The sequence below is a fragment of the Marinobacter sp. MIT932201 genome (genome assembly GCF_047123295.1).
Taxonomy (GTDB): Bacteria; Pseudomonadota; Gammaproteobacteria; order Pseudomonadales; family Oleiphilaceae; genus Marinobacter; species Marinobacter salsuginis.
On the sequence record NZ_CP138917.1, the window covers coordinates 3,013,257 to 3,037,458 of the forward strand.

Annotated in this window: 22 protein-coding genes and 1 pseudogene; 11 read left to right on the plus strand and 12 right to left on the minus strand. The window is 58.8% G+C overall.

Annotated elements, in window-relative coordinates:
- The first annotated feature begins 383 nt into the window (after positions 1 to 383).
- From leuS to SIC15_RS13800, 5 genes are all read left to right on the plus strand, one after another.
- Positions 384 to 2,969: a leucine--tRNA ligase gene (leuS, locus tag SIC15_RS13780; RefSeq protein ID WP_412537622.1), complete on the plus strand. Its 2,586-nt coding sequence runs from the start codon at positions 384 to 386 to the stop codon at positions 2,967 to 2,969.
- 40 nt (positions 2,970 to 3,009) lie between these two features.
- Positions 3,010 to 3,558 (plus strand): LPS assembly lipoprotein LptE, encoded by a 549-nt coding sequence (gene lptE, locus SIC15_RS13785; protein WP_412536191.1) that lies wholly within the window; start codon positions 3,010 to 3,012, stop codon positions 3,556 to 3,558.
- Entirely contained in the window at positions 3,555 to 4,562 is a 1,008-nt protein-coding gene (holA, locus tag SIC15_RS13790) for a DNA polymerase III subunit delta (protein ID WP_412536192.1), read from the plus strand. Before lptE ends, holA begins: the two co-directional genes overlap by 4 nt.
- A 111-nt stretch (positions 4,563 to 4,673) precedes the next feature.
- Entirely contained in the window at positions 4,674 to 4,937 is a 264-nt protein-coding gene (locus SIC15_RS13795; protein WP_412536193.1) for a hypothetical protein, read from the plus strand.
- Between the two features lie 197 nt (positions 4,938 to 5,134).
- Entirely contained in the window at positions 5,135 to 5,770 is a 636-nt protein-coding gene (locus SIC15_RS13800; RefSeq protein WP_412536194.1) for an endonuclease, read from the plus strand.
- A gap of 91 nt (positions 5,771 to 5,861) precedes the next feature.
- Here SIC15_RS13800 and SIC15_RS13805 read toward each other — a convergent pair whose 3' ends face one another.
- From SIC15_RS13805 to bioB, 9 genes and pseudogenes are all read right to left on the minus strand, one after another.
- Positions 5,862 to 7,652: an acyl-CoA dehydrogenase C-terminal domain-containing protein gene (locus SIC15_RS13805; protein ID WP_412536195.1), complete on the minus strand. Its 1,791-nt coding sequence runs from the start codon at positions 7,650 to 7,652 to the stop codon at positions 5,862 to 5,864.
- Positions 7,653 to 7,863: 211 nt separating this feature from the next.
- Positions 7,864 to 9,664: pseudogene (locus tag SIC15_RS13810) on the minus strand (acyl-CoA dehydrogenase C-terminal domain-containing protein).
- A gap of 269 nt (positions 9,665 to 9,933) precedes the next feature.
- Positions 9,934 to 10,602 carry a putative metalloprotease CJM1_0395 family protein gene (locus tag SIC15_RS13815; RefSeq protein ID WP_412536196.1) on the minus strand — a complete coding sequence of 223 codons (669 nt, stop codon included), beginning with the start codon at positions 10,600 to 10,602 and terminating at the stop codon, positions 9,934 to 9,936.
- 22 nt (positions 10,603 to 10,624) lie between these two features.
- On the minus strand, positions 10,625 to 10,870 hold the full coding sequence (locus SIC15_RS13820) for a flagellar basal body rod C-terminal domain-containing protein (RefSeq protein ID WP_136631502.1): 246 nt from the start codon (positions 10,868 to 10,870) through the stop codon (positions 10,625 to 10,627).
- A gap of 51 nt (positions 10,871 to 10,921) precedes the next feature.
- Positions 10,922 to 11,614: a dethiobiotin synthase gene (gene bioD, locus SIC15_RS13825; RefSeq protein ID WP_412536197.1), complete on the minus strand. Its 693-nt coding sequence runs from the start codon at positions 11,612 to 11,614 to the stop codon at positions 10,922 to 10,924.
- Positions 11,614 to 12,465: a malonyl-ACP O-methyltransferase BioC gene (bioC, locus tag SIC15_RS13830; RefSeq protein WP_412536198.1), complete on the minus strand. Its 852-nt coding sequence runs from the start codon at positions 12,463 to 12,465 to the stop codon at positions 11,614 to 11,616. The genes bioD and bioC overlap by 1 nt, the downstream gene beginning before the upstream one ends.
- A complete protein-coding gene (locus SIC15_RS13835; protein ID WP_412536199.1) occupies positions 12,453 to 13,208 on the minus strand; it encodes an alpha/beta fold hydrolase in 756 nt (251 codons plus the stop codon). Before SIC15_RS13835 ends, bioC begins: the two co-directional genes overlap by 13 nt.
- Positions 13,205 to 14,380, minus strand: coding sequence for an 8-amino-7-oxononanoate synthase (gene bioF, locus SIC15_RS13840; protein ID WP_412536200.1), 1,176 nt, complete (start codon positions 14,378 to 14,380; stop codon positions 13,205 to 13,207). The genes SIC15_RS13835 and bioF overlap by 4 nt, the downstream gene beginning before the upstream one ends.
- A gap of 252 nt (positions 14,381 to 14,632) precedes the next feature.
- The gene (gene bioB, locus SIC15_RS13845) at positions 14,633 to 15,691 is read right to left on the minus strand and encodes a biotin synthase BioB (RefSeq protein WP_069183036.1); all 1,059 of its coding nucleotides are present in this window, start codon (positions 15,689 to 15,691) and stop codon (positions 14,633 to 14,635) included.
- A 50-nt stretch (positions 15,692 to 15,741) separates the two neighbouring features.
- Here bioB and SIC15_RS13850 point away from each other — a divergent pair, with 50 nt between their 5' ends.
- Positions 15,742 to 16,476: a ComF family protein gene (locus tag SIC15_RS13850; RefSeq protein ID WP_412536201.1), complete on the plus strand. Its 735-nt coding sequence runs from the start codon at positions 15,742 to 15,744 to the stop codon at positions 16,474 to 16,476.
- Between the two features lie 197 nt (positions 16,477 to 16,673).
- Here the strand turns inward: SIC15_RS13850 and SIC15_RS13855 are convergent, their stop codons facing one another.
- Positions 16,674 to 17,819 (minus strand): NAD(P)/FAD-dependent oxidoreductase, encoded by a 1,146-nt coding sequence (locus SIC15_RS13855; protein WP_412536202.1) that lies wholly within the window; start codon positions 17,817 to 17,819, stop codon positions 16,674 to 16,676.
- Between the two features lie 110 nt (positions 17,820 to 17,929).
- Here SIC15_RS13855 and SIC15_RS13860 point away from each other — a divergent pair, with 110 nt between their 5' ends.
- The 5 genes from SIC15_RS13860 to cmoB are packed head-to-tail and all read left to right on the plus strand — an operon-like array spanning position 17,930 to position 21,550.
- On the plus strand, positions 17,930 to 18,355 hold the full coding sequence (locus SIC15_RS13860) for a hypothetical protein (RefSeq protein ID WP_412536203.1): 426 nt from the start codon (positions 17,930 to 17,932) through the stop codon (positions 18,353 to 18,355).
- Between the two features lie 11 nt (positions 18,356 to 18,366).
- Complete coding sequence (locus tag SIC15_RS13865) at positions 18,367 to 19,383, plus strand: serine/threonine protein kinase (protein ID WP_412536204.1); 1,017 nt, start codon at positions 18,367 to 18,369, stop codon at positions 19,381 to 19,383.
- Positions 19,384 to 19,417: 34 nt separating this feature from the next.
- Positions 19,418 to 19,786: a kinase gene (locus SIC15_RS13870; protein WP_222464983.1), complete on the plus strand. Its 369-nt coding sequence runs from the start codon at positions 19,418 to 19,420 to the stop codon at positions 19,784 to 19,786.
- Positions 19,779 to 20,555: a carboxy-S-adenosyl-L-methionine synthase CmoA gene (cmoA, locus tag SIC15_RS13875; protein WP_412536205.1), complete on the plus strand. Its 777-nt coding sequence runs from the start codon at positions 19,779 to 19,781 to the stop codon at positions 20,553 to 20,555. Before SIC15_RS13870 ends, cmoA begins: the two co-directional genes overlap by 8 nt.
- Before the next feature lie 2 nt (positions 20,556 to 20,557).
- The gene (cmoB, locus tag SIC15_RS13880; protein WP_412537623.1) at positions 20,558 to 21,550 is read left to right on the plus strand and encodes a tRNA 5-methoxyuridine(34)/uridine 5-oxyacetic acid(34) synthase CmoB; all 993 of its coding nucleotides are present in this window, start codon (positions 20,558 to 20,560) and stop codon (positions 21,548 to 21,550) included.
- A gap of 54 nt (positions 21,551 to 21,604) precedes the next feature.
- On the opposite strand, the gene SIC15_RS13885 is transcribed toward cmoB, so the two are convergent.
- Positions 21,605 to 22,900, minus strand: coding sequence for an adenylosuccinate synthase (locus tag SIC15_RS13885; RefSeq protein WP_069183031.1), 1,296 nt, complete (start codon positions 22,898 to 22,900; stop codon positions 21,605 to 21,607).
- Between the two features lie 83 nt (positions 22,901 to 22,983).
- Positions 22,984 to 24,165, minus strand: coding sequence for an ATP phosphoribosyltransferase regulatory subunit (locus tag SIC15_RS13890; protein ID WP_412536206.1), 1,182 nt, complete (start codon positions 24,163 to 24,165; stop codon positions 22,984 to 22,986).
- Positions 24,166 to 24,202 lie beyond the last annotated feature (37 nt).

Consider the following 24,202-nt stretch of genomic DNA (forward strand, 5'->3'; position numbering starts at 1 on the left):
CTGTGAATACATCCATGTACGCTTGGCTGCAGCATCCATGCTGCAGACAGTCCCGGAAAGAGAGGTCGAAGCCCGTCTCCCAAACCTTGGAAAAACACCTGCCGACTCCACTGCTTATGCCTGGGGCGCTGGCGGCGATGACTCCCCGGGACTGTGAGCAGCATGGATGCTGCGATCAAGCCTACACGGACGTATTCACGGCGTGTCCCGGGGAGTCATCGCCGCCAGCGCTTCCCCCATATCTGCAAGTCTGGCACAAGAACAGAAAATTGGCAGACTACCTGTAAAGGCTAGTGTGCGTTAGAATGTCCGGCCCGCTCCGGACGTGATTTTGATACAGGCTTTTATTTTTTCCACACAAGGTAATTTCGGTAATGGCAGGAATGGACGAGCAATACAATCCCCGTGACGTAGAACAGAATGCCCGTAATTTCTGGGAAGAGAACAAGACCTTCACGGTTAAGGAAGAACCGGGCAAGCCCAAGTACTACTGCCTGTCCATGTTCCCCTACCCCAGTGGCAAGCTGCACATGGGGCACGTCCGCAATTACACCATCGGCGATGTGATTTCCCGCTACCAGCGCATGCAGGGCAAGAACGTGATGCAACCCATGGGCTGGGATGCATTTGGCCTGCCTGCCGAGAACGCCGCCATTGCCAACAAGACTGCACCGGCCAAGTGGACCTACGCCAACATCGAGTACATGAAGAACCAACTCAAGCAGCTGGGGTTCGGGTACGACTGGGATCGGGAGCTGGCTACCTGCAAGCCGGATTACTATCGCTGGGAACAGTGGTTCTTCGCGCGTCTGTATGAGAAGGGCCTGGTGTACAAGAAGATGTCCACGGTGAACTGGGACCCGGTGGACCAGACGGTTCTGGCCAACGAGCAGGTCGTGGACGGCCGGGGCTGGCGTTCCGGGGCGCTGGTGGAACAAAAGAAGATTCCCCAGTGGTTCATCCGCATTACCGATTACGCCGAAGAACTGCTGAACGATCTGGACGAGCTGGAAGACTGGCCAGAGCAGGTCAAGACCATGCAGCGCAACTGGATCGGCAAGTCTGAAGGCACCGAGCTGACCTTCCCGCTTAAAGACCGTGATAGCGGTCTGACCGTTTATACCACCCGCCCCGACACCCTGATGGGCGTGAGCTACATGGCCGTGGCCGCAGAGCATCCCCTGGCCAAAGAGGCGGCAGAGCGCCATCGCGACGTGGCTGAGTTTGTCGAGGAGTGCCGCAACAGCAAGACCGCGGAGGCCGAGCTGGCCACTATGGAGAAGCGCGGTATCGATACCGGTTTCAAGGCGGTGCACCCACTGACCCAGGAAGAGATTCCGATCTGGGTCGCCAACTTTGTGCTGATGGATTACGGCACTGGTGCGCTGATGGCGGTGCCCGGTCACGACGAGCGCGACCATGAGTTTGCCCGCAAGTATAAACTGCCCATCAAACAGGTGATTGCCGCCAGTGACGGCCGGGAGATCGATGTCCAGGAGCAGGCCTTCACCGAGAAGGGCATCCTCGTTTCCTCGGGCAAGTACAGCGGTCTGAGCAGCGACGAAGCCTTCGATGAGATTGCAAAATTCCTGGAAGAACACAGCATTGGCAAGCGCACCGTGAATTACCGCCTGCGCGACTGGGGTGTATCCCGCCAGCGTTACTGGGGCGCGCCGATTCCGATGATGACACTGGAAGACGGCACCGAGATGCCGGTGCCCGACGACAAGCTGCCGGTACGCCTGCCCGAAGACGTGGAAATGGACGGTGTGCAGTCTCCCATCAAGGCAGATCCTGAGTGGTGCAAGACTGAATTCAACGGCCAGCCGGCGACCCTGGAAACCGACACTTTCGACACCTTCATGGAGTCTTCCTGGTACTATGCCCGGTTCTGCAGCCCCAATTACGATCAGGGCATGCTGGACCCGTCCGCTGCCAACTATTGGCTGCCGGTAGATCAGTACATCGGTGGCATTGAGCACGCTATCCTGCACCTGCTGTATGCCCGCTTCTTCCACAAGCTGCTGCGCGATGTGGGCCTGGTGACCAGTTCCGAGCCCTTCAACCGGCTGCTGTGCCAGGGCATGGTCCTGGCGGAGACCTACTACCGCGAAGATGGCAAGGGTGGCAAGGTATGGATTTCGCCCGCCGATGTAACCGTCGAGCGAGACGAGAAAGGCCAGCCTGTTCGGGCCGTGCACAGGGAAGATGGCGAGCCGGTAGTATCCGGCGGCGTCACCAAGATGTCCAAGTCCAAGAACAACGGCATTGATCCCCAGGCCATCATCGACGAGCACGGTGCCGATACCGTTCGCCTGTTCATGATGTTTGCGGCACCCCCGGAACAGTCCCTGGAGTGGTCGGACAGTGGTGTTGAGGGTGCACACCGTTTCCTCAAGCGCATCTGGCGCCTGGTGAACGAGCATGCAGCAGGCGGCCCTGCGCCGGCTGTGGCCGCGGCCGAACTGAACGATGGCCAGAAAAACCTGCGGCGCAAGACTCACGAGACTATTGCCAAGGTCAGTGACGATATCAGCCGGCGGCTGACGTTCAATACGGCCATTGCCGCCGTGATGGAGCTGCTCAACGATGTTGGCAAACTCCAGGGTGACGAGCCCCAGGCACGTGCCGTCCGCCAGGAAGCCCTGGACACCGCGGTGCTCGTGCTGTCGCCGATCGTTCCGCACATCTGCCATACCCTTTGGCAGGCGTTAGGTCACGAAGAGCCCGTTGTCGATGCGTCCTGGCCCAAAGCTGATGAGTCCGCCATGGTTCGCAGCCAGATCCAGGTGGTACTGCAGGTCAATGGCAAGGTTCGGGCCAAGGAAGATGTGCCGGCCGATATCAGCAAGGCCGATCTGGAAAAGCTGGCCCTCGAGAACGAGAACGTTATGCGCTTTACGGAGGGCGCGACGGTACGCAAGGTTATCGTGGTGCCGGGCAAACTGGTGAATGTGGTGGCCAACTGATATGTCATGCCACTCCGCTCTGAAATCTTCAGCACGCCTGATGCTGACCGCTGTAATGGCGGCGCTGGTTGGTGGTTGCGGATTCCAGTTGCGGGGTGCGCCACCGGTTTCTTCGGCCCTTGAACCTCTGGCCGTGGATTGCTCATCCCAGGTACCCGACACCCTGTGCCGTTCCTTGCGCGAACAGCTGAACCTGGGCAATGTCCGTGTGGCGCCAGTGGCGGAGGCCGATTACATTCTGCGACTGAGGAATTTCAAGCGGGATCGTCGCGCAAGCGCCATCACAGCCCAGGCCGCGGCCGCCGAATACACGCTCCGTCACTCCGTTGATCTTGAAGTGGTCAGCTCGGATCGGGTTCCCATGGTAGGTACGACCCGCCTGACGACCAGCGAGAGTTACCGCTACGACGAGACCAACGTGCTGGCAAGACAGCGTGAAGAAGAGGTCCTCCGCCAGCAAATGGACGATCGCCTTGCGCAGCAGGTGATATTCCGGCTGGCTCCTCTGACCCCGCAGCGCATCGACGCCATCCGGGCAGAATATCAGCGCAAACAGGAAGATGACGCCCAAGCCACAGGCCAGCCATGAAGACCAACCCGGGCCAGTTATCCCAGCTTCTGAAAAAGGGCCTCTCGCCGGTCTATCTTGTTTCCGGTGATGAACCCCTGCTGGTTCAGGAATGCTGTGATCAAGTACGAAAGGCCGCAAAAGACGCCGGCTATCATGACCGCCTGACCTTCCACGCCGATCACCAACTGGACTGGAATGCCGTTGGCGAAGAATTCAGTGCCATGTCCCTGTTTGCCGAGAAACGGCGCATCGAGATTCATTTGCCCACGGGCAAGCTTGGTGACGGTCGCGCGGTGCTGGAACGGGTACTGGCAGATCCTCCCGAAGATATCATTCTGCTGCTGATCAGCGCCCGCCTGGACGCCGCGGAGACACGGAGAAAATGGTACAAAGAACTCCAGGGTAAAGGTGTTCACGTGCCGGTGTGGCCGGTAGATGCCGATAAGTTCCAGGGGTGGCTCCAGCAGAGGGCCAGCAACCGGGGCCTGAGCCTGACCCGGGGCGCCCTGGCAATCATGAGCGAACGCCTGGAAGGCAATCTGCTCGCCGCCAGCCAGGAGCTGGACAGGCTGTCTCTGCTGGCAAACGGCAATACCATCGACGAGGAAACTGTTGAACAGGCAGTCCAGGACAGTTCCCGATTCAATGGCTTCGAACTGGTCACGGAATTAATCAGTGGCCGGGCCCCTCACGCCGGTAAGATGATCACTGTGCTTCAGCAAGAGGGAGAAAACCCGTTGGGCCTGCTGTCGGTTCTCAGCCGCGACCTGAATCTCTTGCTGGAGCTGAAGTCCTCAGCCGGTCAGTCGGAGAATCCCGCAGCCTTCCTGAAGAAGCGAGGAGTGTTCCAGCCCCAGCGGGCCCGGGCGCTCGAGCAGGCCGCGCGCAGGCTGAACCGCTCCCAACTGAATGAGGCCATCAGCCTTTGCAGTCAGATCGATCGGGCCGCCAAAGGCTTCGATTCCCTCACTCCGTGGCACTATTTGCGGGATATGTCCGCCCTGCTTGCCAGTCGTTCCTGACCTGAATCAAACTCTGCCTTTCTTGTTATCGTCTGGCCCAGCCAGCCCCTTGACAGATTTTTACAATCGGGCGCATTGTAAGCACACCAACAATCCAAGGAGGTGCTTGATATGAGTCTTCAAGAAGAGCTCAAGAAGCTGTCGGAAAAGGTAAAACAGTACCGGGATGAGGCGCGCGTTCAGATGCATCTGGCCCGGGAAGACGTTAAGGACGAGTGGGAGGACCTCGAACAGGACTGGGATCGATTCAAAAACAAAATCGACCAGGTTCTGCACGATGCAGAAAACGCGTCCCAGGAAGCCCGCCAAACGGCGCAAAAACTGGGCGAAGATCTGAAAACCGGTTATCAGAACATCCGCAACAAACTGAAGTAAAACTGTTAACCCGTTAACATTACGCCACAAATTTCTACCTCAGAGGCTCTGTGCCTCAGAGCCTCTGTGTCATACTTCACAGTATCAGTGAACAAAGCGTCATAGTTTTGACCCGCCCGGTCAGTTTCTGATCAACCCTTTTCATTCGGGCCCGAATTGCCAGGACGTTTGGGAATACTGCGAGGTATAAAAGGCGTATGAAAAAAATCTTACTGATACCCACAGCGCTCTGCCTGTTACTCACCACCACCCTCGTGATTGGCCAGAATACCCGGTTCAGTGACCCCAAAACCGTCGTTGCCGATCACTTCTGGGGTGACCTCTACGCCAACGGCGGCAACTCCTTCTTTTGCAACACGGCTTTTACAAGCAAAGGTTTCGTGCTGACAGACGGCTATGTCTATCCATTGGCGGATGTCCGTAGCGCACTGGATTGCGGTACATCCCGTGAATGTGAACAGGACAATCGCTACCGCCAGATCGCGTCTGACATGCACAACATGATACCGGTACGCAGCCGGACCGAGATGGGGCGCCGCAATGCCCGCTACGAAGATCTCGGGGCGTCCGTCAGCGAGGATGACTGTGGCATTCGCCAAAGCGCCCAGTTCTTCGAGCCACCGGTCCGCGTCAAAGGCGATGTCGCGCGCACCGTTGCGTACATGGTGGATACCTATGACCTGCCCTGGCTGGGCTCCTCCGCGGTCTTCAAGGGATGGAATCGTCTGGACCCGCCGGATGATGGCGAGATCACCCGTCATCGGCGCATCGCTGAAATCCAGGGCAACGACAACCCCTTCGTCACCGATCCGAACCGGATGGAGCGATTGTAAGTTCTTTAGGGATCAGGCCAATTGGTCAGCATCCATAAAAAAACAGGCCCGAAGGCCTGTTTTTTTTTGCGCGTTGCCATTGCTGACGGAATCAGAATTCCTCTGCAGTCAGCGCCATCATGGAATCACTGCCGCTGCGAATACCCTCGGCCAGCGAAACCGTCTTTGGCAACAGACGGTCATAGTAGAATCGCGCTGTCTTCATTTTACCGCTGTAGAAGCCGGAGGTGTCCGCTTCGGCCTGGGGTGCCGCTGCTTTGGCAATCTTCGCCCACATGTAGCCAAGCGCCGTCAGACCAAACAGGTCCAGATAGTCTACGGAGGCCGCGCCAATGGCGTTCGGATTGTCCCCAGCCTGCTTGATCACGTGCTCGGTAACATCATCAAGACGCTCAACCGCCGCCGCTAGCGGCTCTAGGAACGGGCGCAGGTGCTCATCACCGCTATTCTCCTCGAGGAAGTTTGCCACGTCCTGGGCGAACAACTCATATAGTTTACCCTGCGTACCAACCACTTTCCGGCCCATCAGATCCAGCGCCTGGATACCGTTGGTGCCTTCGTAGATCTGGGTAATACGGCAGTCACGAACCAGTTGCTCCTGACCCCACTCGCGGATGAACCCGTGGCCACCGAAAACCTGCTGGCCCATGATACAGGCATCCAGGCCGCGATCGGTCAAAAATGCCTTGGCTACCGGGGTCAGCAAGGCCACCATGCCCTCGGCATGTTTGCGGCGCTCGTCGTCCTCGGCGTACTTGGAGATATCCAACCACTGCGCAACGTAGGTCGAGAAGGCCCTGCCGCCTTCCACATAGCCTTTCATGGTCAGCAGCATGCGGCGCACATCCGGATGAACGAGAATCGGATCTGCTGCCTTTTCGGGCTGCTGGGCGCCGGTTGGCGCGCGGCTCTGGATACGGTCAAGGGCGTATTCCCGGGCACTCTGGAGAGAGGCCTCGGCAGCGCCGATTCCCTGGATGCCCACGCCCAGGCGCTCGTAGTTCATCATGGTGAACATGGCCGCCAGGCCTTTGTTCTCTTCACCGACCAACCAGCCTTTGGCGCCATCAAAGTTCATAACACAGGTAGCAGATCCCTTGATGCCCATCTTCTTCTCGATGGAACCGCAACTGAAGCTGTTGCGCTCACCCAGTGAACCGTCGTCATTCACGAGGAACTTGGGCACGAGGAACAGGGAAATCCCCTTGGGACCCTTCGGCGCGTCAGGCAGCTTGGCGAGAACCAGGTGAATGATGTTCTCCGCCATGTCGTGCTCGCCCCAGGTAATGAAGATCTTGGTGCCTGTGACGTTGAAAGAGCCGTCTTCGTTGGGCTCGGCCTTGGTGCGGATAATTCCCAGGTCGGTGCCGGCGTGGGGCTCTGTCAGATCCATAGCGCCGGACCAGACACCGGAATACATGTTCGGCAGGTACTTTTCTTTCAGATCATCACTGCCGTGGGCGTCCAGCGCGAGGCAGGCGCCGGCCGTCAGCATAGGAGCCAGGCCGAATGCCATGTTGGCACCCTGCATCATTTCCTCGAACTGGGCCACCAGAGTCTTGGGCATGCCCATGCCGCCAAAATCCGGGTTACCGCCGAGGCCGTTCCAACCGCCTTCTACGATGGTCTGGTAGGCTTCCTTGAATCCGTCCGGTGAGGTCACCTCCCCGTCGTTCCATTTGCAGCCCTGCTCGTCGCCCTCGCGATTCAGGGGCGCCAGTACACCGCTGCTAATCTTGCCAGCCTCTTCAAGAATCGCGTCCGCCGTTTCCGGGTCCACATGCTCGGCAACCTTGGGCAGCGAGGCCCATAGGGCGGGGGCATCGAAAACCTCATTCAGAACGAAGCGCATGTCACGTAAGGGTGCCTGATAATCAGCCATCTAAAACTCTCCAAAAATTCTGTCAGTCTGTTCAGGTGGCAATAGGGCCTCAGTTCGGGCCGGTCACACCTGCTCGGGCTATGTGTCCGCTGAAGATTATTTTTATGGGCGCCTATTCTACCCTAAAAGCGGACCGCAACTCACGAAAAAAGCCCGCCTCCGGGGAGTGCGGGCTTCCTGTCCTGTCGAACCGTCCTTCGGTGCCCGCGCCTTAGATGGCGAAGGCTTCCTCCGGCATGTCCATCAGGCTGTCGGCGCCGGCCAGCATGCTTTCTGCGTGGCTCTTGGCCCGGGGCAGCATGCGCTTGAAGTAGAAGCGCGCAGTCTGAACCTTGGCGTTGTAGAACATTTCTTCGGTAGTGCCTTCAACCATCTTGTCCAGTGCAACCTTGGCCATCCGCGCCCACAGGTAGGCGAAGACCGCGTAACCGGAATACATCAGGTAATCCACGGAAGCCGCACCCACTTCTTCGCGGTTCTTCATGGCGGACATACCGATCTTGGTGGTCAGCTCACCCCATTCCTTGTTCATGGCGGCCAGCGGCTCGATGAATTCCTGCAGCTGCTCGTTGTCGGCGTTTTCCTTGCAGAACAGATGAACCTGCTTGGTGAAGCCTCGCAGGGATTCGCCCTGGGTCATCAGAACCTTGCGGCCCAAAAGATCCAGCGCCTGAATACCAGTAGTGCCCTCGTAGATCATGCCGATACGGGCGTCACGAACGTTCTGCTCCATACCCCACTCTGAGATAAAGCCGTGGCCACCGAACACCTGCATGCCCAGGTTGGCCGCCTCGTAACCAATCTCGGTCAGGAACGCCTTGGCGATTGGCGTCAGGAAGCCCAACGCCTCATCGGCCGCCTTGCGCTCTTCGTCGGTCTTGCCGCTGTGCACGATATCAGCCTGCTGCGCAGTCAGGTAAATCAGGGCGCGAGCGCCTTCAGCGACGGCCTTCTGGGTCAGCAGCATGCGACGTACGTCCGGGTGAACGATGATCGGATCGGCAATGCCTTCCGGATTCTTGGGGCCGCTCAGTGAACGCATGGCCAGACGCTCTTTGGCGTAAGCCAGTGACCCCTGGAAGCCCAGCTCGGCGGCACCCAGCCCCTGGATGGCGGTACCGATACGAGCAGTGTTCATGAAGGTGAACATGCAGTTCAGGCCCTTGTTCTCAGGCCCGATCAGCCAGCCCTTGGCGCCGTCGAAGTTCATCACACAGGTGGCATTTCCGTGGATACCCATCTTGTGCTCGATGGAACCGCAGGATACGGCGTTGCGCTCACCGGCAGAGCCGTCTTCGTTCGGCAGGCACTTGGGCACGATAAACAGGGAGATGCCCTTGGTGCCTTCCGGTGCGCCCGGCAGACGTGCCAGAACGATGTGGACGATATTCTCGGCCATGTCGTGCTCACCGGCAGAGATGAAAGATCTTGGTACCGGTAATGGCGTAGGTGCCATCGGCATTCGGCTCTGCCTTGGTGCGCAGGGTGCCGAGATCGGAACCGCAGTGCGGCTCGGTCAGGCACATGGTGCCAGTCCACTCACCGCTGATCAGCTTGGTCAGGTAGGTCTGCTTCTGCTCTTCGGTGCCGTGCTCTTCGATGGTGTTGGTGGCACCGTGGCTCAGGCCAGGGTACATCCCAAAGGACCAGTTGGCGGTACCGACCATTTCACTCATCACCAGGCCGAGGGAATGCGGAAGACCCTGGCCGCCGTAGTTGGGATCGGCGGTCATGGAAGGCCAGCCGCCCTCAACGTACTGCTGGTAGGCTTCTTTGAAGCCAGTCGGCGTCTTGACGCCATCTTCGCTCCAGGTACAGCCTTCCTTGTCGCCCACCTGGTTCAGCGGAGACAGAACCTGCTCACAGAACTTGGCACCTTCCCCGATAATGGCATCCACCATATCCGGAGTAGCGTCTTCAGCACCTTCCAGATTGGCGTAATGCTGCTCGCTGTTCAGCAGCTCGGTCATAACGAATTTGATGTCACGCAGGGGCGCTTTGTAATCAGGCATGGAATCCACCTCAGTTCTCGGTCTCAGCTGAATCGGGTTTAACAGCTTCTGGCCTTGGGTTTGCTCAGACACCGCAACGCAATGCGCTGCAGCCTTAATTAAACACTTGTTTGAAACATACGTTTACAGGCACAGAATTGTCAATAGCCGGATGCAAAATTTGTGTTGCGAACTGTCACCGGATCATGCGCCACGACAGTGCATGCCGGACAGAAGTGACCTTTAACTATGGGATATATTTACAGGAATCAGTGCCTGCAAGGCGGGGGTCAGGCGGACACAGGCTTGAAGGATGACGCGCGGTCTTCGTCGCCTTTTTGTTCACCTTCGCCCATGGCGGAGACTTTGCGATAGGCATCGCTTGCCTCCCTTGGAGAGGATCCGGATTCGGCAGCCAGCTCGGATTGGGCCTGAAGCATAATCTGCATGGCCTGAGCGGCAACGGCCCGATCCTGCCCAGAAGGCTCCGCCGGCGCCATGGCTGCCGCGCGGACGATTCGCATCTTTTCAATGGTTGCCTGGGGATTCCCCTGCACGGGGGAGATATCGATGGAGACTTCGCCACCCACCGCATACTGGGCGCCGTCCGGCCCCCGCTGGTAGGTAAACGACATTGCGCCGGCATACTGGCCACCAACTGCCTGGTGAGCGGCTTCGTGGGCACGAACTTCACGGTCTCGCGCTTTCAGCTCAGTCAGTTGTTTCAGCTCTTGGTCTGTGAGCCCCTGAGGATTGTCGGCTTCCCCGCTGCGGGGCCCGGAGTCCGGATTTTCCCGCGCGGACTCGGCTTTGCCCGCAGCCTCAACAGATCTGGCTCCAGCGGTCGGCGCCTCCGGCTTTGCCGATACTTGGCCCGTGGCCTGGACTCGCGGAGAAACCGGGCCCTGAAACGAGGGCGCTGGGATCGGCGGAGGAACAGGAGGGAGAGAGGAAAGCACGAACTCTGCGCTCTTTCAGTAATCAGGCCATGATATCCAGCAGCGTTCCCAGCGTTTCGTCTGCTGTTTTAACCACCTGCGCGGACGCTTCAACACTGCGCTCATAAATCTTGAGATCAACAATGGGCTCGACGAGGCTACCCGCACCTTCCGCGGTTCCTTGGGGACCATCAGCACCGGCACGGGCAATCTTACGGGCGGCATTTTCCATGCCGACCATGCCATCCTGAATGCCCTGAATTCCAACTGCGAGAGTATTATTGATCATGACCAAGCTGCCTGGTGACCATTTATTGACTCAATTAAGCCACACATTTGGTCAATTTTCAAACAATCCATCGATATTCAGATAGCCGGCCAGCATTTCCGGCCGCGCCTGCTCCAGCCAGGGAAGGATACCCAGGCAGGGCGCGCCCATGTGGTTCACCAGGTAATTGAGAGTGTCCTGCTCGCAGCTCATTGGCTCGGATTCCGTCCGATTGGCAACCCACCCCGCCAACCGCAGACCATCAGTTCTGATGGCTTCCGCCGTCAGCAGAGCATGGTTGATGCAGCCGAGGCGGAGTGAGACCACTAGAATAACCGGCATGGCCAGTTGGCGCGGAAACTCCGAATAGGTTTCCCGATCGTTTAGAGGCACTCGCCAGCCGCCAGCGCCCTCCACCAGCAGCAGGTCTGCCGGACGGATCTGCAAACCACGGCAGAACCCGACGAGGCGATCCGAAGTGATGTGACGTCCGGCCTGCTCGGCGGCAACGTGGGGGGCAATCGCCGGTTCCAGCGCCACCGGGTTGATGAGCTCATAAGCCAGCGGCTCGGTAATGGCGTTCTGCAGAATCAGGGCATCTTCGTTGCGGAGACCTTCGGGCGTTCGATCACAACCAGACGCAATGGGTTTCATCGCCAGGGTGTGTTTGCCCATGGTCCGGGCCGCGTGAAGAATGGCGGCGGAAACCAGGGTTTTCCCAACCCCTGTGTCGGTGCCCGTTACAAAGAAGGAGTGCTTGGCCATTATTGTTTCCCGGTTAACGCTTCCTGTGGTTTCTGCCAGTAAATCCAGGCAGCCTCATAACTTGCCATAATAGTGCCGTCCGGCTCTTTCGGGTAATGCCTGCACATTGCCCGCAACCTCCCGGGCGCCGTGACCACTCGACGACGACCAGCGCCCCGGAAGCCGGCGCCAAGGTGGCGGAGCTCACCGGCCAGGGCCATCGGCGACTCGTAGGGCAGCCTTATTGTACGGTTCTCGATAACGGCATCCGGCAACTCGGCCCCCACCTTGGCCTGCAAGGCAAGATCGGTCTCAAAGCGATTGACGTGCTGATGATCGGGGTCCACTGCGTGCCAGGCTGCCTTCAACTCTCGAAGTGTTCCATCCAGAAGCGTCGAGACCATCAGGAATCCACCGGGACGCAGAATACGCTGGCATTCCCGGAGCACTGCACGGGGGTCATCACACCATTGAATCATCAGGTTACTGAAGATCAGGTCCACGCTGTCATCAAGCAAAGGGAGGTGCTCGGCATCGCCCACAATCCAGCCGACTCCCTCAGGCGAGTTCTCTCGAGCCTGCGCCAGCATACCCGGTGAGAGATCAAGCCCGGCCAGCACCCCAACACCCTCAAGCCCAGCGAACTTGCGGGTAAACCAACCGGTGCCGCAACCCAGGTCCAGGGTGGCCGAATGAGGTTGCTTGCACTCGACGGCCTGGAATTTTTGCAGCATGGTGTTGCCCATGAAACGCTGCAGCCGGGAGGCGCTTTCATAGGTGCCACTGGCAATGCCGAAGCCCCGGGCAATATCCGATTTGAGGGTTTCAGAAACACCGGCCGATGCGCCGACCGGCGAGTTCATAACGCCCATGACAGTGCCTTTTGCGAGGCAAAGAACGACTGAATCGCAGCCCAGCAATCCGAGGCAGAGCATCCACCGGGCCAATGTGCCATGCCAGGGACAACCGCATGGCCACTTGTGGCGGGAAGTGAAAGATCTTGAGCTCTGGACCTGACCACAATATCGTTCTCGCCCATCACATGCAGAGCCGGGGTGACGAGTGATCGCCATAGTGCCCGCTGATCCCCGGCTTCCAGCCACGCGAGACTCTTGCTGAGGTGCTCGTGCGAAACCAGGGTGCCTTTTTCGAGCCAGGGCCTGAGACTTTGTCGCTCGTCTTTTTCGTTCGACGCACCGTTGATCATCAACAACAGAAAATGCAGCCAGTACCGTTGAGGGTCACGGCGAATGCCCAGGGCGAAAGCCCGGAAGTCCGCTGTCGGCATGCCATGGGGCCAGCTGTCATCGGCAACAAACTTCGGAAACCCACCCAGCGTTACGGCGCAGGATACCGAGCCGGTTTGTCGCGCTGCGGCCTCCATCACGACCTGACTACCCAGAGACCACCCCATCCAGACGGACGGCTCCGGGTACAGAGACAAAAGCTCATCCGTGACTTGCGAGAGAGAATCGCAACGTGCGAGTAATTCATCATCCAGCGACACCGGCACAACGTCCCCGGGCCAGTAGCCATACAACTTCGACAGCATCTCTGCGCGGACACCCCACCCGGCAACCACTATCAGGCGCTGACAGACGATGGCGGAACTCATATCGCAACGTCCGTCTTTTGAAGCAGGTGACGGCACTCTGAAAGCCCCCCCAGCAGGCAGTCCAGATCCTCTTGGGAATGCGCGGCACTGAACGTAACCCGCAACCGCGCCTCGCCTACCGGAACCGTGGGCGGGCGAATCGCCGAAACCAGCAACCCCCGCTTCTCCAGGGCCCGGCTGAGCGCCAGCGCGCCGTAATTGTCGCCAATCATGATCGGCTGAATCGGCGTGCGCGACGACATCAATTCATACCCCATGGCAGAGGCCTCGCTACGGAACCGGGACACCAGCCCCATTACATGGTCACGACGCCCCTGATCCCGTTCAATAAGATCCAGACTCGAAATCGTTGCCATGGCAATTGCCGGCGGCATCGCCGTCGTATAGATATAGGTTCTGGCCTTCTGAACCAGATAATCCATCAACATCGGCGGACCGGCCACGAATGCGCCACTGGTGCCGACCGCCTTGCCCAGGGTGCCGATCAACACAGGCACGTCTTCCTCCGACAACCCCAACTCCGCAACACTGCCCCGACCCTCGGGCCCCAGAACTCCAATCCCGTGGGCATCATCAACAACCAGTAACGCATCGTGAGCCCGGCAGACCCGGGCCAACTCCGCCAGCGGCGCAACATCACCGTCCATGCTGAATACACCATCGGTAACCACCAGCTTGTGCCCCGACGTCTCCGCCAGCATCGCCTCCAGCGCTGCCGCATCACCATGGGCATAACGCCGAACCCGGGCCCGGCTCAGAATACAGCCATCAATAATGGATGCGTGATTCAGCCGATCCGAAAAAATCGTATCGCCCCGCCCGGCCAGTGCCGAAATAACCCCCATATTGGCCATGTAACCCGTGGAGAAAAACAGTGCTGAACTGCGCCCGGTAAACTTTGCCAGACGAAGCTCCAACCGGTGGTGGGCATCGTGATGACCACAGATCAGATGAGAAGCCGCGCCCCCGAGCCCTGTTTCAGGAAGCGCATTACGAAGGACCTCGATATTGGCGGGGTGATTGGCGAGACCGAGGTAATCATTGCTGCAGAACGACAGCAAAGGTTTGCCGTCCGCAATCAGAGAGGGTCGCTGGGGACCCGTCACATGCCGACGTGTCCGGTACAGACCGGCCTGTTTCCGCTCTTCAAGTTCAAGGGCAAAGTCCCGCACGATAGCACCTGGAGGTTAACTCAACGGCCCGGGCAACGAGTGGGTAAGGCTCCCCGGAATTGTAGAGGGCCAAGGATGGCCCGAAACAAGCGCACATGGGTGAGGCCGAGCGCCGATGAAGCGAAGCTTCATGCGACAGCCGAACGACAGCAATCTGTGATTGCTGGCTGGACCCCACCGGGGTGCTCGTAGCGTATCCCGGAGAGCCCTGCATGCGGCCTGCTCCCCCGAGCTCAGCAACTCTTCTCAAGCTCAGGCAGATTCCCGCGTAGCGTCATAGAACATATGACGCGTCGCCTCATACTCCACGGCTTCGGCAATCGCCTCCTCTTCCTGTTCCTCAGAAGCGCACTGCTCCCGCTGCTCAGGCCGAATACCCAAACGCTTGAACAGCAGCATATCGGCATCCGCCTCCGGATTGGCGGTGGTCAGCAGTTTCTCGCCGTAGAAAATCGAGTTGGCGCCAGCCATGAAACACAGGGCCTGCATCTGCTCGTTCATGTTCTCACGGCCCGCTGACAGACGAACATGAGATGCCGGCATCATGATCCGCGCCACCGCAATAATCCGGACGAACTCGAACGGGTCCAGATCCTCGACGTTCTCCATGGGCGTGCCCTTCACCTTTACCAGCATATTAACCGGCACACTCTCGGGATGGTGAGGCAGATTTGCCAACTGGACCAGGAGACCTACCCGGTCATCCTCATCCTCACCCATGCCCATGATGCCACCGCAGCAAACTTTCATGCCGGCCTTGCGAACGTTATCGAGCGTATCCAGGCGGTCCTGATAGGTCCGCGTGGTGATGATGTGGCTATAGTATTTTTCGGACGTATCCAGGTTGTGGTTGTAGTAATCCAGCCCGGCGTCAGCCAACTCGACCGCCTGCTCTTCCTTCAGCATGCCCAGCGTCATACAGGTCTCAAGCCCCAGGGATTTGACCTGCTTAACCATGTCCAGCACGTAGGGCATATCTTTTTTGGAGGGACTGCGCCAGGCGGCGCCCATGCAGAACCGGGATGCGCCCTTCTCTTTCGCGGCACGGGCCTCAGCCACCACTTTTTCGATTTCCAGCAGCTTCTCTTTTTCGAGACCGGTGTTGTAATGACCACTCTGGGGACAGTATTTGCAATCCTCCGGGCAGGCGCCGGTCTTTATCGACAGCAGAGTGCTGACCTGCACTTCATTCGGGTCAAAATGCTGCCGGTGCACACTCTGGGCGCGAAACAGAAGGTCGTTAAAGGGTAGCTCGAAGAGCTCGCGGGCTTCCTGCAGTGTCCAGTCGTGGCGGAGTTCTGTAGCGGTCATGTAAAAGTCCTGTTAACCTTTCCCGGTCTCTGGGTTTACGGATGAATCAGATGATAAAGAGACTGAACTGGCTGTCAACCTTCATGGAGAAAAAGGTTAACAGCGTCAGGCACGGTGGGCTATGTGTCGCGTGCCTTTCCTCCAACGCTTTCAATGGGTTATGCAAACCCTGCCGTGATGAGCTGCCGGTCAACCGCTGGCACTGTCGCTGTTGCGCCCTGCCCCTGGCTTTTCCGTCCTCGGAGCTGCTGTGTGGCGACTGCCTGAAGCACCCGCCACCTTTCGATATGTCTTTTGTTCCCTGGCGTTACCAGTATCCGCTGGACGGCATGATTGGCCGCTACAAATACAATGGCCAACGTAAGTTCGGCCGGCCCCTGATGTCCGATTTTGCGGACTCTCTTGAAGAAGCATTACAGGATGGCAGCATGCCGAAGCCGTTGGCGCTGATACCGGCACCCATGGATGCGCGACGACGGCGCCAAAGGGGATTCAATCAGGCCCAGGACATTGCCGAGACCATCGGGAGTCAGTTGAACATTCCTGTCGCTACCGGGCTGGTGCGGCGCGTCCGGCAGGTTCGGGCACAGCGAGAGCTGAACCGGGAGGCGCGGCTGGCGAATCTCCGCGGGGTGTTCGAGGTGACGTCTGTGGTGCCTGCGCGGGTAGCCGTTGTGGATGATGTGGTGACGACGGGGGCGACGGTTCGGGTGTTGGCTTCGGTTCTTCGGGAGGCTGGGGCTCGGGAGATTCAGGTTTGGGCTTTGGCGCGGACACCTGGTTAGCTCGACTAACCGCACTTTCCCTGGAGCATTCGCCGGGAAAGGCCATTAACTCATACTTGGGAGCAAGCACCGGTCAGGCAGGCCCTCCCGGGATACGCTACAAGCACTTCCCTGTGCGCTTGTTTCGGGCCATCCATGGCCCTCTACAATCCCGGGAGGGACTGCCTGACCGGCGCCCGGACTGTTGAGTAAGTTGTTCAGTTCAGCTTTCTCTTCACAAAATCTGCGATTGCCAGGCAAGACGTCAATCCAGGCGATTCGATGCCAAAAAGATTAACCAGTCCCGGCAAACCGTGATCTTCCGGTCCATCGATTCGAAAATCCGCAAAACCACCATCGGGGCCCACCAACTTGGGGCGGATACCGGCATACGCAGGTTGAAGTCGGGCCGGGTCGAGACCAGGCCACCATTGGCGGATACCTCTGGCGAAGGTTTCCTGGCGGTTCGGGTCGACTGTGTAGTCTTCGGTTTCAATCCATTCCACGTCGGGGCCGAAGCGGGCCTGGCCGGCGAGGTCGAGGGTTAGGTGGACACCGAGGCCGCCGGGTTCGGGGACCGGGTAGATCAGGGTTTTGAAGGGTGTTTGGCCGCTGTAGCTGAAGTAGACGCCTCTTGCGAACCACTGTTCTGGCTTGAAGTCGTCAGGTAAGCCGGCCCAGGTTTTTGCCAGTGGAACCGCAGCCAGTCCGGCGGCGTTGATGACGTTTTTCGCTTTCAGAGTCAGCGGATGGTCGCCTCCCACGTGGAGACAATGCCAGTGGTTATCCGATTCAGCGGCCTCCACCGGTGACCGGAGAACGAGTTGGCCGCCGGCATCCTCGAACTCGCCGAGCAGTGAGAGCATCAGTCCATGGCTGTCTATGATGCCGGTTTCCGGCGACCAGAGACCGGAGCTGGCACGGATTTCCGGCATTTCCCGTGTGATCCGGCTTGCGTCATGCAAGGTCAGCTCAACGCCATTGCGGGCCGCGGCCGCCTGAATATCCTTGAGTTTTCCATTCTGCGATTCATTGGCTGCCACAATCCATTTGCCACACTTCCGGTGGTCGACTTTGCGGGTTTGGCAGTACTCGTAAAGCCGCTGTCGGCCTGCAACGCAAAGTTCCGCCTTCAGTGATCCTTCCGGGTAATAGATGCCGGCATGAATGACCTCACTGTTGCGAGAGGATATGCCCTCACCAAACCGGCCAGCGCTTTCCAGCACAATCACGTCATGGCCGGCACTCGCAAGGGCGCGGGCGATAGCAAGGCCAACCACACCTGCACCGATTACCACGGTTTGTGTTTCAAGGACTTCTGTGGACACGGATGGCCGCCCCTCACCAGAGAAAGCACTGAGCATACCCCATCCTCCCGATTCGGCGAAAACCGGTTATGACAGGCTGAACACATTACTCAAGAGCCCATACCGGTTATACTTGCTCCCGGAATGCAGTGCATGGAGCCCGGCTTATGATGTCTGACAGGAAGCAGTTTGTTCTGGTAATGGTGGTGGCCGCCTTGTTTGTCGGATGGCTCGGTTGGCGTGGCTTTGAAGTAATCAGCTTGAATGAGCGGCTGAAAGCGGATGACGTGGTTGCCAGCTATCCCTACAAACACCGTGTACTCCGTGTCGAGGGTGATACTGCCATCATGAGTTCACTGCGGTCCCATACGACATCGACCCACAAGGCCCTGAGTGCAGTGTTTCCGAGTATGCGCAATCTTGGGGAAAGCCATCGGGACTGGCAACGGGCAGAAAGGGAGTTGGCGCAAGTGCAGGCCCGGGCCGGGGATGTAGTTCTCGGGGCATCTGGCATCAGCCGCATTCGCTGGGAGCTGGATGAAAACTGGTACCATCTGCAATCTATGAAATCCAAATACGACACAAGGCTCTGAAACATCCCTTTATGACCCATGACTCCTCACTCGCTGCATCCACCCACCCTTACGATTCTTTGACGCCCGATACTATCCTGGACGCCATGGAAGAGGCCGGGTTCGCGGTAAGTGGGCGGCTGTTCGCCCTGAACAGCTATGAAAACCGGGTGTACCAGGTGGGTCTGGAAGAGCGAGCCCCCGTGATCACCAAATTTTATCGGCCGGGTCGGTGGAGCGAAGCGGAAATTCAAGAGGAGCATGACTTCACCCTGGAACTTCTGCAGGCAGACATTCCGGTTGTTGCACCGATGAAGCTGACTTCGGGCGATACGCTCGGTCGCCACGGCGAGTTCCTGTTCGCGGTTTTTCCTCAGCGTGGCGGACAGGCGCCCGATACCAGCGTGACAGACACTCTCTACCGTCTGGGCCAGTGGTTGGGTCAGATTCACAACATTGGCGCCAAGAAACCATTTGCCCATCGCCCTGGCATGGATCTGCTTGAGGGCATTGAAGCCAGCAACCGGCTTCTGGTTGAAGGCGACTGGATTCCGGGGGATCTCAGGCCCGCCTGGGACAGTCTGATCCCCGACCTGCAAAGGCTCTGTGCGGCGCGGGTTGATGAAGCCGGCCCGGTAGAAACTCTGCGACTTCATGGCGACTGTCATTCCGGCAACATCCTGTGCCGGGACGAGCAGATGCTGTTTGTGGATCTGGACGACTGCCGCACTGGGCCTGCTATCCAGGACATGTGGCTGCTACTTAACGGAGACGATGTCGACCGGGGGGCCCAGCTCGGAGAACTCCTCGAAGGTTATGAGATGTTCCGTGATTTCAATCGTCGAGAACGCCACTTGATTGAGCCGCTGCGGTGCTACCGGCAGATCGCGCACTGCGCCTGGCTGGCAAAGCGCTGGGATGATCCTGCGTTTCCGCGCTTCTTTCCGTGGTTTGCCCAGCCACGCTTCTGGTCAGACCAGATTCTCTCGCTGCGGGAGCAACTATCCGCCCTGCAGTCTCCGGCCATCACGGTGCCGGGGCAATACTGAGTAACACTTTAAATTCGTTTGATTCGAGGTAGGCATGAGCCAGAGTGAGGCCCGTTACACCGTCCGCAGCCTGATCGTGACCGCACTGGTTGCGGTAATCGGCACCGTTCTTGCGTTGGAAATCAGCGGCAAGATCAGTCACAGCGACAACAAGGATCACATGCCGGTTGGCGATTTCCAGGCCATACATGTAACCGAGGACGATCCGTTCCGCATGTCACCCAAGGCATCGGAACTGCATGCGGTCTGCGAGAATGGCTATCTGGCAATTGCCGCCGATGTGGACCCCTCGTTCCGGGGCATTCTGGTGGACTACAAGAACCGGGGCGTGCGCTGCTCCCGACCGTCACCGACAGGCCCTGCGGTTCCACCCTCTCCGGAGGCAGCAGACTCCAATGGTTAAGCCCCGCAAGCCTTCGGAGCCACCCGAGCAGGTGACAGACCGATTGTTTGCCACAGAACGCCGACCCGAGGATTTCCGGTTCGACGCGTCGGTGGCAAGGGTTTTCCCGGACATGATTCGCCGGTCCGTGCCGGGCTACACCACCATCATTCCGATGATCGAGGTGATCACCGAACAATACGCCCAGCCAGCGTCCCACTGCTATGACCTGGGCTGCTCCCTGGGCGCATCGACCCTGGCGATGCGGCACGGCATCTCATATGGGGATTGCACCCTTGTGGGCGTGGATAACTCCAGCGCCATGATCGAACGCTGCGAGCATTACATTGCTTTGGACGACAGCGCCCTCCCTGTCACCCTCAGGTGCGAGGATATTCTGGACACCGAACTCAGCAACGCCTCGGTGACCACGCTGAATTTCACCTTGCAGTTTGTGGATCCGGAAAGGCGGTCCAGCCTGCTCAAACGAATTGCGGATGCTACCCTCCCCGGCGGCGCTTTGATTCTGTCAGAAAAAATCCGCTTTGAGTCGGAGGACGAGCAGGCCATTCAGACCCGACTGCACCACGAATTCAAGCGTGCCAACGGCTATTCGGATCTCGAAATCAGCCAGAAGCGCACGGCCATCGAACAGATCCTGATTCCGGAGACACTGGCGGCCCATAAGGAACGACTGCTGGCGGCGGGCTTCAATGATGTGGTGGTCTGGTACCAGTGCTTCAACTTTGTATCCATGCTCGCCATCAAGGCTGACAAAACCATCGAATGACCATGGCAGATTTTGACTGGAAAGCCCGATTCGGGCCTATCATCAATGAACTCGCAAAAGACGGCCTGGGTCACTGGGCCACTTCGCTTCAGCAGCAACTGGTTCACCGCTTCGAAGACCGCCCCCATGGCGATCTGGATCGCTGGCAGGCCGCCCTGGACCGCCTGCCCAACATTGAGCAGGTGGAGGCGCAGCTGAACCGCTCTGCCATTACCCTGAATTCACCCGAGCCGCTGAACCTGGCACAGCAGGAACAGCTGGAGCAGGGACTGCGCGGCCTGATGCCATGGCGCAAGGGTCCCTTCGATTTTTTCGGCACCTACATTGATACCGAGTGGCGCTCCGACTGGAAGTGGGAACGGGTCGCACCCTACCTTTCAGACCTCTCCGGTCGCCGCATACTGGATGTGGGCTGCGGCTCCGGGTACCACTGCTGGCGCATGCTGGGCGAAGGCGCGGGCCGGGTGATCGGCATAGACCCGGGGCTGCTGTTCATGTTCCAGTTCTTCAGCGTCAAGGACTACCTGGGCGATGTCGCCGTCGATCTGTTGCCGATCCGGATGGAGGATCTGCCAGCCGATCTTGAAACCTTCGACACCACCTTTTCCATGGGCGTCCTTTATCATCGTCGCTCGCCTCTGGATCATCTGCTGGAGCTCAAGGGAACACTGCGCCGGGGTGGCGAGCTGGTTCTGGAAACACTTGTGGTGGAGGGCCCTGAAGGTTTCAGCCTGATGCCCAAGGATCGCTACGGACAGATGCGCAATGTCTGGTTCCTGCCCAGCTGCGAAACACTGCTGCGCTGGCTCGACCGCACCGGCTTCCGCAATGCCCGGGTGGTGGATGTGACCGAGACCACTACCGAGGAACAGCGCAGCACCGACTGGATGCGCTTCAATTCCCTACAGGATTTTCTGGATCCGAACGACCCGTCAAAAACCGTGGAGGGTTACCCTGGGCCCCTTCGTGCCACCGTGATTGCCGAGAAGCCCTGAGCACAAAAAAACCGCCGTGCCTTTCGGCAGGGCGGTTTCTTCATCCATCGGCGATTACTCGCCAAATGGATGACGGAGCGTGATGGTTTCAATGCGGTCCGGCCCCGTGGAGATCACGTCGATCGGTGCCTCGATCTGCTCTTCCAGGAACCGAATGTAGGCCTTCGCATTCTCCGGCAACTGATCGACGCTGGTCAGCCCAACGGTACTCTCACTCCAGCCAGGCAGCTCTTCGTAAACCGGCTCAATGTCCTTGTAACTGTCACAGCCGATGGGCGGCCGGAAAATCTCGCCATTCGGAGTCTTGTAACCGACACAGACCTTCACGGTTTCCAGCCCGTCCAGCACGTCGAGCTTGGTCAGGCAGATGCCGGAGACACTGTTGATCTGGATCGCGTGTCGAATCGCCACCGCATCGAACCAACCGCAGCGACGGGCGCGACCGGTTGTGGTGCCCACTTCGTTGCCTTTCACCGCGAGATGTTTGCCCATGTCGTCAAACAGCTCCGTGGGGAACGGGCCGGAACCGACACGGGTGGTATAGGCCTTGGTGATACCCAGCACATAGTCGAGGAACAGCGGGCCAAACCCGGAGCCAGTGGCGGTGCCGCCGGCGGTGGTGTTGGACGAAGTCACATACGGATAGGTACCCAGATCGATATCCAGCAGCGAGCCCTGGGCACCCTCAAAGAGGATGTTCTCCCCACGCTTGCGGAAATCGTGCAGCATGTCGGTCACGTCCGCCGCCATGGGCAGAATTTCCTCACCCATCTGCTTCAGTTCTTCCAGGGCCGCATCAATATCTTCGGCTTCTTCCTTGAAGTACTCGGTCAGGATGAAGTTGTGGTAAGACATGATCTCGCGCAGCTTCGTTTCGAAGTCGGCGGGATTGCACAGATCACCCAGGCGCAGGCCGCGGCGGGAAACCTTGTCTTCATAAGCGGGGCCGATACCGCGACCCGTGGTGCCGATCTTGTCGACGCCACGAGCCCTTTCCCGGGCCTGATCAATGCGGACATGGGTGCGCAGTATGATCGGGCACGCCAGGCTGATACGCAGGCGATCGCGAACCGCCACATCGTTGGCTTCAAGCTCTCGGACCTCTTTGAGCAGAGCTTCCGGGGAGAGGACAACACCGTTGCCGATAAGACAGTAAACATGCTGCCGCAGAATACCGGAAGGAATCAGGTGAAGCGCTGTTTTCTTGCCGTCTATTACCAGGGTGTGTCCGGCATTGTGCCCGCCCTGGAAGCGAACAACCGCTGCGACCTTGTCAGTCAGCAGGTCAACAATCTTACCCTTGCCTTCATCACCCCATTGGGTGCCCAGCACAACAACGTTTTTACCCATGATTCTCTCTCAATGCGGCTGCCCCAAGGGACACGCGTTTCGCAAGTTTACCTGTAAATGAATTCACCGAGGCCCCGGGGCCATCAGCCCAGCTTCTGCACGACCCACTGGCCGTTCTGTTTCACCAGCTCCCGATCACAGCCTTTGGCCGTCGGATTAGCACCCTCGTCTTCGGGCAGAGCCCGGACAACGGTCTCTGTCATTCTCAGACCGGAAATCACGCCTTCAAGAGCGGGGTCATCGTCCGCCGGCGCCCAGACAGCACCCGCCTTGCGAGCCACCCGCTCTCCGAGGGCGACGAGAGCCCGTATATCGAGACTGAACCCGGTTGCCGGGCGGGCCCGACCAAAATCGCTGCCAATGGCATCGTACCGACCGCCTTTGGCAACGGAATCACCGTGGCCAGGCACATAGGCCGCAAACACCAGCCCAGTGTGGTAGTTGTAGCCACGAAGCTCGCAGAAATCGAATCCGAAGCTAATCTCCGGATAATCCCGACTCAACATATCGGACACCCGCCCGAGCTGGTCAAGTGCGGCATCCAGGCTGTCGGAGGCGCCCTGCAGGATCCGGCGGGCCTCACTCAAGGCCTCCGGGCCGCCACTGACGCGCGCAAGCTCACGCAGGCGGGCCCCGGCTGAACCTGCGGCACACTGCCCCAGCAGTTCGTCAAGCTCGGGGACCGATTTGCGGGCCATGGCATCGAAAATGGCGCGCTCGGTATCCCTGTCAAAATCCGCTTCGCCGATCAGACTCTCATAAATGGCCACGTGGGCCAGATCAAGGTGAATTCGCGGCAAACCCGCCACCCGGAGAGTCTCCAGCATCAGGCTGATCACTTCCATGTCCGCAGCTTCCGAGGCACTGCCGAATAGCTCGCAACCGGCCTGGATAGGAGTACGACCTGTCAGCATATGCCGGGGACGGGTATGGAGTACGTGCCCGGCATAGCACAGACGGGTGATCCCTTCCTGGCCGAGGGTGTGGGCATCAATCCGCGCTGCCTGGGGCGTCATATCAGCGCGAACACCCATCATGCGCCCGGTCAACTGGTCGGTGAGCTTGAACGTCTGAAGCTCCAGGTCGTTTCCGGTTCCGGTAAACAGGGATTCGAGATATTCAATGAGCGGTGGGATTACCAGCTGATAACCCCAGCGCTGGCAGGTATCCATTACATCCCGGCGCAGGGATTCGATCCGTCCGGCCAGCGGGGGCAAAATATCCTCTACCCCGTCTGGCAGTAACCAGCGATCAGATACTGTCATGAGATTCCGTTGTCCGTTATATCCGCTCCGGCGCAGT

Excerpts from the sequence above, each read along its gene's own strand:
- leuS (WP_412537622.1), top strand. The coding sequence starts at position 384 with ATGGACGAGCAATACAATCCCCGTGACGTAGAACAGAATGCCCGTAAT.
- lptE (WP_412536191.1), top strand. The coding sequence starts at position 3,010 with ATGCTGACCGCTGTAATGGCGGCGCTGGTTGGTGGTTGCGGATTCCAG.
- holA (WP_412536192.1), top strand. The coding sequence starts at position 3,555 with ATGAAGACCAACCCGGGCCAGTTATCCCAGCTTCTGAAAAAGGGCCTC.
- SIC15_RS13795 (WP_412536193.1), top strand. The coding sequence starts at position 4,674 with ATGAGTCTTCAAGAAGAGCTCAAGAAGCTGTCGGAAAAGGTAAAACAG.
- SIC15_RS13800 (WP_412536194.1), top strand. The coding sequence starts at position 5,135 with ATGAAAAAAATCTTACTGATACCCACAGCGCTCTGCCTGTTACTCACC.
- SIC15_RS13805 (WP_412536195.1), bottom strand. The coding sequence starts at position 7,652 with ATGGCTGATTATCAGGCACCCTTACGTGACATGCGCTTCGTTCTGAAT.
- SIC15_RS13820 (WP_136631502.1), bottom strand. The coding sequence starts at position 10,870 with ATGATCAATAATACTCTCGCAGTTGGAATTCAGGGCATTCAGGATGGC.
- bioD (WP_412536197.1), bottom strand. The coding sequence starts at position 11,614 with ATGGCCAAGCACTCCTTCTTTGTAACGGGCACCGACACAGGGGTTGGG.
- bioC (WP_412536198.1), bottom strand. The coding sequence starts at position 12,465 with ATGGGCGTTATGAACTCGCCGGTCGGCGCATCGGCCGGTGTTTCTGAA.
- SIC15_RS13835 (WP_412536199.1), bottom strand. The coding sequence starts at position 13,208 with ATGAGTTCCGCCATCGTCTGTCAGCGCCTGATAGTGGTTGCCGGGTGG.
- bioB (WP_069183036.1), bottom strand. The coding sequence starts at position 15,691 with ATGACCGCTACAGAACTCCGCCACGACTGGACACTGCAGGAAGCCCGC.
- SIC15_RS13850 (WP_412536201.1), top strand. The coding sequence starts at position 15,742 with ATGATAAAGAGACTGAACTGGCTGTCAACCTTCATGGAGAAAAAGGTT.
- SIC15_RS13855 (WP_412536202.1), bottom strand. The coding sequence starts at position 17,819 with ATGCTCAGTGCTTTCTCTGGTGAGGGGCGGCCATCCGTGTCCACAGAA.
- SIC15_RS13860 (WP_412536203.1), top strand. The coding sequence starts at position 17,930 with ATGATGTCTGACAGGAAGCAGTTTGTTCTGGTAATGGTGGTGGCCGCC.
- SIC15_RS13865 (WP_412536204.1), top strand. The coding sequence starts at position 18,367 with ATGACCCATGACTCCTCACTCGCTGCATCCACCCACCCTTACGATTCT.
- SIC15_RS13870 (WP_222464983.1), top strand. The coding sequence starts at position 19,418 with ATGAGCCAGAGTGAGGCCCGTTACACCGTCCGCAGCCTGATCGTGACC.
- cmoA (WP_412536205.1), top strand. The coding sequence starts at position 19,779 with ATGGTTAAGCCCCGCAAGCCTTCGGAGCCACCCGAGCAGGTGACAGAC.
- cmoB (WP_412537623.1), top strand. The coding sequence starts at position 20,558 with ATGGCAGATTTTGACTGGAAAGCCCGATTCGGGCCTATCATCAATGAA.
- SIC15_RS13885 (WP_069183031.1), bottom strand. The coding sequence starts at position 22,900 with ATGGGTAAAAACGTTGTTGTGCTGGGCACCCAATGGGGTGATGAAGGC.
- SIC15_RS13890 (WP_412536206.1), bottom strand. The coding sequence starts at position 24,165 with ATGACAGTATCTGATCGCTGGTTACTGCCAGACGGGGTAGAGGATATT.